At 70.6% G+C, this 6,702-nt stretch carries 6 protein-coding genes; all 6 read right to left on the bottom strand.

The window, feature by feature from the left end; all coding sequences use genetic code 11:
• Nucleotides 1–725: LacI family DNA-binding transcriptional regulator (locus AOK09_RS10900; RefSeq protein WP_055586950.1), on the bottom strand; the 725-nt coding region annotated here is incomplete at its 3' end.
• Between the two features lie 252 nt (nucleotides 726–977).
• Nucleotides 978–2,012 carry an ABC transporter ATP-binding protein gene (locus tag AOK09_RS10895; RefSeq protein ID WP_055586949.1) on the bottom strand — a complete coding sequence of 345 codons (1,035 nt, stop codon included), beginning with the start codon at nucleotides 2,010–2,012 and terminating at the stop codon, nucleotides 978–980.
• Nucleotides 2,009–3,094, bottom strand: a complete 1,086-nt coding sequence (locus AOK09_RS10890; RefSeq protein WP_456153964.1) for an ABC transporter ATP-binding protein — start codon at nucleotides 3,092–3,094, stop codon at nucleotides 2,009–2,011. The genes AOK09_RS10895 and AOK09_RS10890 overlap by 4 nt, the downstream gene beginning before the upstream one ends.
• Nucleotides 3,091–4,110, bottom strand: coding sequence for an ABC transporter permease (locus AOK09_RS10885; RefSeq protein ID WP_079062935.1), 1,020 nt, complete (start codon nucleotides 4,108–4,110; stop codon nucleotides 3,091–3,093). The genes AOK09_RS10890 and AOK09_RS10885 overlap by 4 nt, the downstream gene beginning before the upstream one ends.
• Nucleotides 4,107–5,090 (bottom strand): ABC transporter permease, encoded by a 984-nt coding sequence (locus tag AOK09_RS10880; RefSeq protein WP_055586948.1) that lies wholly within the window; start codon nucleotides 5,088–5,090, stop codon nucleotides 4,107–4,109. The genes AOK09_RS10885 and AOK09_RS10880 overlap by 4 nt, the downstream gene beginning before the upstream one ends.
• A 78-nt stretch (nucleotides 5,091–5,168) precedes the next feature.
• Nucleotides 5,169–6,702 (bottom strand): ABC transporter substrate-binding protein (locus tag AOK09_RS10875; RefSeq protein ID WP_055586947.1); only part of this gene is annotated, 1,534 nt, incomplete at its 5' end.

Genomic DNA, 6,702 nt, shown 5'->3' with positions numbered 1-6,702 from the left:
GGGCGGTCGGGGCGGTCCAGCAGCTCCAGGGTGGCTGCGGCGCCCCGGTCCCCGGTGTAGTCGCCCTCGACGGTGACGGCGTGCAGTCCCAGCTCCGCGGTGACGGCGTCGAAGGCGGCGGAGCGCTGCCGGGTGTGCAGCAGTTCGGCGGGGCCGCTCACCCGGGCGATGGAGCGGTGGCCCAGACCCGCCAGATGGTCCACCACCAGCCGGACACCGTCCAGCTCGTCGTTCCACACCGCGGGCAGACTCCCCGACGCGGCCGGCGAACCGATCACCACGGCGGGCAGCTGCAGCTCCTCCAGCGCCCCGATCCGCGGGTCGCCGACGTGGACGTCCACCAGGAAGACCCCGTCGACCCGGCGGCTGGCCCACCACTCGCGGTAGACGGCGACCTGCGCCCGGACGTCCTCGGCGAGGGTGAACAGCAGGGCGACGTTCTGCCGGGAGAGTTCCTCCTGGATGCCGGAGATCAGCTGCATGAAGAAGGGTTCGACCCCGAGCGACGGCGCAGGCCGGTCGATGACCAGGCCGAACGCCCCGGCGCGGCCGTCGGAGAGGGCTCTGGCGGCACTGTTGGGCTGCCAGCCCACCTCCTCGGCGATCGCCAGGATGCGGCGGCGGGTCGCCTCGGACACACCGGGCTTGCCGTTGAGCGCGAAGGAGACCGCGCCCTTGGTCACCCCGGCACGCCGGGCGATGTCCGCCATGGTCGGACGCTTCATCCGCACTCCCTCCGCCCGGCCGACGCTCTCGCCCGTTGGCGGCCATGCCGGTCCCCCATTGTCTCAACAATCGGGGACTCCCCTCCAGACCCTGCGCGGGCAGCGTGCACCGGGGCGTCCACCGCCGGGGACACGGCCGCCCCCGGCCGGCGGAGCGGCGGGGACCGCGGAGGCGGGCGGAGCAACCTGCGGACGGGGCGGGCGGTATGACGGCGGACGGTACGGCGGCGGCCGCCCCGGGGAGGCGACCGGTCAGGGAGCCGGCTTCTGCTGCGGGACGGTGGCCGCCGGGGCCTTCCCGGCGCCCTCGGCGTACAGCCAGCACAGCGCGCCATGCCCGCTGCCGCCGCCCGCCGCCGGTCCGACCTGCGCCTCCGGTGGCCGCCGGACACAGCTGTCCATGGCGAACGGGCAGCGGGGCCGGAAGCGGCAGCCGTCGCCGACCACGATCTCGCGGCGCTCCGCGTCGCGCTGCGCACGGGCGGCCTGCCGCACCCGGCGGCCCTCGCGGACCTGCTCCCGGGTCGCCCCGGTGCTGGGGGCCGCGGCCGCGAGCAGCTGGGTGTAGGGGTGCTTCGGAGCGAGGATGACCTCGTCGCTGGGGCCGCGCTCCACCACCTCGCCGCGGTACATCACCATGATCTCGGAGGAGAAGTGCCGGGCGGTCGCCAGGTCGTGGGTGACATAGAGCAGGGCGAGATCGCGTTCCCGCTTGAGGCGGTCCAGCAGATTGAGGATCTCCAGCCGGATGGAGACGTCCAGCATGGAGACCGGCTCGTCGGCGAGCAGCACATCGGGCTGGGGGGCGAGCGCCCGGGCGATGGCGACCCGCTGCCGCTGGCCGCCGGAGAGCTCATGGGGGCGCTTGCGGGCGACGTCGGCCGCCGGGGTCAGGTTGACCTGCCCCAGCAGCTCGGTGACGGCCTGGTCGGCCGGTGCGCCGCGGCGGGCCCGGCCGGTGGCCAGCAGCGGGCGGCGCAGATGGTGGTCGATGGTGTGGGAAGGGTTGAGGGAGGCGAAGGGGTCCTGGAAGACCATCTGCACGGCCCTGCGGTACTCCCGGCCCCGGACGTCGTCCCGGCCGCCCAGCAGGATGCGCCCCTCGGCGGGCCTGACCAGCCGGGAGAGCGCCTTGAGCACACTGGACTTGCCGCTGCCGCTCTCCCCGACCAGGGCCAGGGTCCGGCCCGCCTCCAGGGAGAAGGAGAGGTTGTGCACGGCGCGGAAGGGACGGCCGTGGGCCTGGGCGTAGTCCACGCTGAGGTTCTGGACTTCGAGAGCGGTCACGACTGCCGTCCTTCGGTCGTGGGTGCACCGGCCGCGGAGCGGTGGCCGGGGTCGTTGAGGTGGCAGGCGGCCGTCCACGGCCCGCCCGGACGGCCCAGGTCCAGCAGCCGGGGGGCGCTGCTGCGGCAGGGGTCGAAGGCGTGCTCGCAGCGGTCGGCGAAGGCGCAGCCGGGCGGCTCGGCCCGCAGGTCGGGCGGAGATCCCGGGATGCCGCGCAGCTCCCGGCGGACGCCGGTGAGGTCGGGGAAGGAGCGCAGCAGGCCCTGGGTGTAGGGGTGCGCGGCCCGGGTGGCCAGCTCCTCGGCCGGGGCGTACTCGATGATCTCGCCGGCGTACATCACCGCCAGCCGGTCGCTGATCTCCAGCAGCAGGCCCAGGTCGTGGGTGATGAAGATGACGCTGAAGCCCAGCTCCTCGCGGAGCCGCTCGACCTCGTCGAGGATCTCCCGCTGCACCACCACGTCCAGCGCCGTGGTGGGCTCGTCCATGATGACGACCTCGGGCTCCAGGGCGAGGGCCATGGCGATGACCACGCGCTGCCGCATGCCGCCGGAGAGCTCGTGGGGGTAGCTGCTGGTCCGCCCGGCGTCGATGCCGACCATCTCCAGCAGGGCGCGGGTGCGGCTGAGCCGCTCGTCCTTCCCCATGTCCGGGCGGTGGGCCCGGAAGATGTCGCCGAACTGCCTGCCGATGGTGGTGACCGGGTTGAGGGCGTTCATGGCGCTCTGGAAGACCATGGAGAGCCGGGTCCAGCGGAAGGTCCGCAGCTCCTCGTCGTCCAGGGAGAGCAGGTCGAGCTCCTCGCCCTCGCGGGTGCGGAAGGTGAGGCTGCCGCCGGTCATCCGGGCGGGGGCCTTCAGCATCCGGGTCAGGGCGTAGGCGAGGGTGGACTTGCCGCAGCCGCTCTCGCCGGCGATGCCCAGCACCTCGCCGCGGCGGAGCTCGAAGCTGACGCCGCGCACCGCGCGGGTGGGGCGTTCGCCGTCGTACTCGACGCGGATGTCCCGGGCCCGCAGCACCACGTCACGGGGGCCGGCGGCAGGTTCGGCTGGACCGGTCAGGCCGGTGGCGGGGGCGTTCACCTGGCCGCCTCCTCTCCCTGGATGGGCTGTTGCTGGTCGGGGTGCTGCCGGTCGGGGTGCTGCCGGTCGGGCTGCCGCCTGCTGCGCTTCTGCCTGCCGGGGCGGTACACCCGGAGCTTGGGGTCGAGGACCTCGTCCAGGCCGAAGCTGATCAGCGACATGGCCGCGCCGAAGACGGCGATGCACAGGCCCGGCGGGACGAACCACCACCAGGAGCCGCTGGAGAGCGCCTCCGCGTTCTGGGCGAAGTACAGCATGTTGCCCCAGGTCAGGTCGGAAGGGTTCTGCAGCCCGAGGAAGGCGAGGCCGGCCTGGGTGAGGATGGCGAAGATGACCGCGAAGATGAACTGGGAGACGATGATCGCCGCCTCGTTGGGCAGGATCTCCACCAGCACGATCCGCCAGCGTTTCTCCCCGTAGAGGCGGGCCGCCAGCACATAGTCGCGGGTGCGCAGCGAGAGGGTCTGGGCGCGCAGCACCCGGGCGGAGGCGGCCCAGCTGGTGATGGCGATCACCAGGATGGTCGCGGTGAGGCTGCCGCCCCTGGAGTACGAGGAGATGACGATCACCAGCGGCAGACCGGGGATCACCAGGAAGACATTGCTGAGCAGGGAGAGCGTCTCGTCCGACCAGCCGCCGAGGAAGCCGCCGCCGATGCCGATGACCACCGAGATCGCGGTGGCCAGCAGGGCCGCGGCGACACCGATGACCAGGGACAGCCGGGTGGAGACCATCAGCTGGTCGAAGACGTCCTGGCCGGTCTGGGTGGTGCCCAGCCAGTGCGAGCCGGACGGGGGCTGGGCGAGGTCCATGCTGAAGCCGTTGGGGTCGCCGGCGAAGAACGGGCCGACGACCCCCAGCAGGACGAAGAGGGCGATCAGCGCCAGGCCGATGGAGAGCCGGCGGGAGCGGCGGACGGTGCGCCAGGCCGAGGCGAGGCGGACGGCCGGCCCGCCGGAGGGGCCGGGCGGCAGCTCGGCCGGGCCGGCGGCGGAGGTGATGTCAGCGGTGGTCATCGGGCCAGCCTCGTTCGCGGGTCGACGAAGCCGTACAGGACGTCCACCAGGAAGTTGGCGGAGAGCACGGCGAAGGTGATGACGAGGAAGATCGCCTGCATCAGCGGGTAGTCGTTGTTGCTGACGGCCTGGAGCAGCTGGAAGCCGATGCCCTGGTAGGAGAAGACCATCTCCATCACCAGCGAGCCGCTGATGACGAAGCCCAGGGAGATGGCGAAGCCGGCGACCGAGGGCAGCACCGCGTTGCGGGCGGCGTAGCCGAGCATGACCGTGCGGGAGCGCAGGCCCTTGGCCTCGGCGGCGGAGACGTAGTCCTCGGAGAGGGTGGAGACCATCATGTTGCGCATACCGAGCATCCAGCCGCCCACCGAGCTGACCACGATGGTGATGGCGGGCAGGACGGCGTGCCGTACGGCGGAGCTGACGAACTCTCCGCTCCAGCCGATCGTCAGGCCGGGGTCGTAGCTGAACTGGTCTGGGAAGACCGTCCAGACCTGGGTGAAGAGGTAGATCAGCAGCAGCGCCACCCAGAAGTAGGGGACGGCCGCGAGGAAGGTGGTGGAGGGCACCAGGGAGTCCAGCCAGGTGCCGCGCTTCCAGCCCGCCAGGGTGCCGAGGCTGATGCCGATCAGCACACTGATGAGGGTGGCCATGCCGACCAGGACGAGGGTCCAGAGCACCGAGGACCGCAGGATGGTGGTGACCGGGGTCGGGAAGTAGGTCACCGAGAGCCCGAACTTCAGCTGGACGATGGAGACCAGGTAGTCCCAGTACTGGCCGAGGATGTTGCCGTGGCCGAGGCCCAGCATCCTGCGCAGTACCTCCTCCTCCCCCGGTGGCACCGGTCCGAGCTGCGACTGCCGCGTCATGATCAGCTGCACCGGGTCACCCGGGATCAGCCGGGGCAGCGCGAAGTTGAGGGTGACCGCGATCCACGCGGCGACCAGGTAGAACCCTAGTTTTCTCAGTATGTACCGCATGCCATGGTGCTCCTTGCCCTGGGTCGGCTGCCGGACGCCGCCGGGCGGGTGCTGCCCCGCCCGGCGGCACCATGGCTGCTACTCGGCGTTGTTTCCGGCCGCGGGTTCGATGCGGGCCGCCACCCAGCCGCTGTCCGGCGCGAGCCAGATCGCCGTACCGGCGTAGGGGTTCTTCTCCGTCGGGTAGCCCGAGACGTTGTTGCCGTTGAACTCCGCCTCGTTCTGCGCGTTGAAGAGCGGGATCAGCGGCATGTCCTGGACGAACGCCTGCTCGATCTTGTAGAACTCCGGCTTCTGCTTCTCCAGGTCGGGGGTGGTGGCGATGGCGTCCAGCGCCGCGTCGACCTGGGGGTTGCTGTAGCCGCCGTAGTTGCCGACCGTGCTGGACTTGCCGTCCCTGGGGGCGATCCGGCTGTCGAGCAGCTGGTCGTAGTAGGCGTACGGCACCGGCGTGTAGCCGTAGTTGCTGAGCAGCATGTCGAACTTGCCGGACGACTGGTTGGCCGCCCACTGCGCGTAGGCCTCGGCCCGGACGTCGAGGTTGATGCCGGCCTTGGCCAGCTGCTGCTTGGCCATCTGGGCGATGGAGATGTAGTCGGTCCAGCCGGAGACCGTCTCCAGGGTGATGCTGAGCTTCTTGCCGCCCTTGGCGTAGATGCCGTCGCCGCCCTTGGCGTAGCCGGACGCCTTGAGGTAGCTGTCGACCTTGTCCGTACCGGTCTCGAAGGTCGTGCTCGCCAGCGACGGGTCCATCACGGACTGGTAGTTGGGCGTCAGCAGCGCCATCGGGTTGGTGGGGCCCGCCTGGCCGTTGTAGACCGTCTTGGACATGAAGTCGCGGTCCAGGGCGGCGCTGACGGCCTTGCGGACGTTGACGTCGGCCGTGGGGCCCTTGCGGGTGTTGGGGACGAAGAAGGTGACTGCCAGCGGCACGTTGACCAGGTCGAACTTGGGGTTCTTGGCCAGGTAGTTCTTCTCGATGTCCGGGATGAAGCCGCCGGCCCAGTCGGTCTTGCCGGCGGTGATGGCCGCGTTGGCGCCGTTGTTGCCCGAGAAGGAGAGGTAACGGAGCGTCTTGACCTTGGGCAGGCCCTTGAAGTAGTAGTCCGTCCGGGCCGAGAGGTCCATGGACATGCCCGCGACCTGCTTGACCTTCCAGGCGCCGGTGCCCACCGGGTTCTTGTTGAGGACGGTCTTCTTCTGGGCGTCGGGGATGGACGACCAGACGTGCTCGGGGATCTGGTCGGTCTTGCCGAGGATGAAGTACTCCTTGGTGTAGGCCGACTGGGAGAACTTCAAGGTCACACCGTCGTCGCCGTCGGTGGTGACGGAGGTCAGCGGCAGTGCGTAGCTGTTGAAGTCCGCCTTCTGCTGCAGCTGGAAGGTGAAGGCGACGTCCTTGTTGGTGAAGGGCTTGCCGTCGTTCCAGGTGGCGTCGGTGCGGATCTTGATGTGCAGGGTCCTGCCGTCGTCCGCCCACGAGTAGGACTTGCCGAGCCAGGGCTGGACGTCGCCGGCCTTGGACTGGTTGTAGAGGAACAGCGGCTCGTAGATCATGCCGTGGGTGGCCTGCAGGCAGTTCGGCGAGAACGGGTTGAAGTTCTCGGTGAAG

It is taken from the genome of Peterkaempfera griseoplana, from assembly GCF_001418575.1.
Classification (GTDB): Bacteria; Actinomycetota; Actinomycetes; order Streptomycetales; family Streptomycetaceae; genus Peterkaempfera; species Peterkaempfera griseoplana.
Note: the sequence above shows the minus strand (reverse complement) of the source record. Positions and strands in the feature narration are given on the sequence as shown.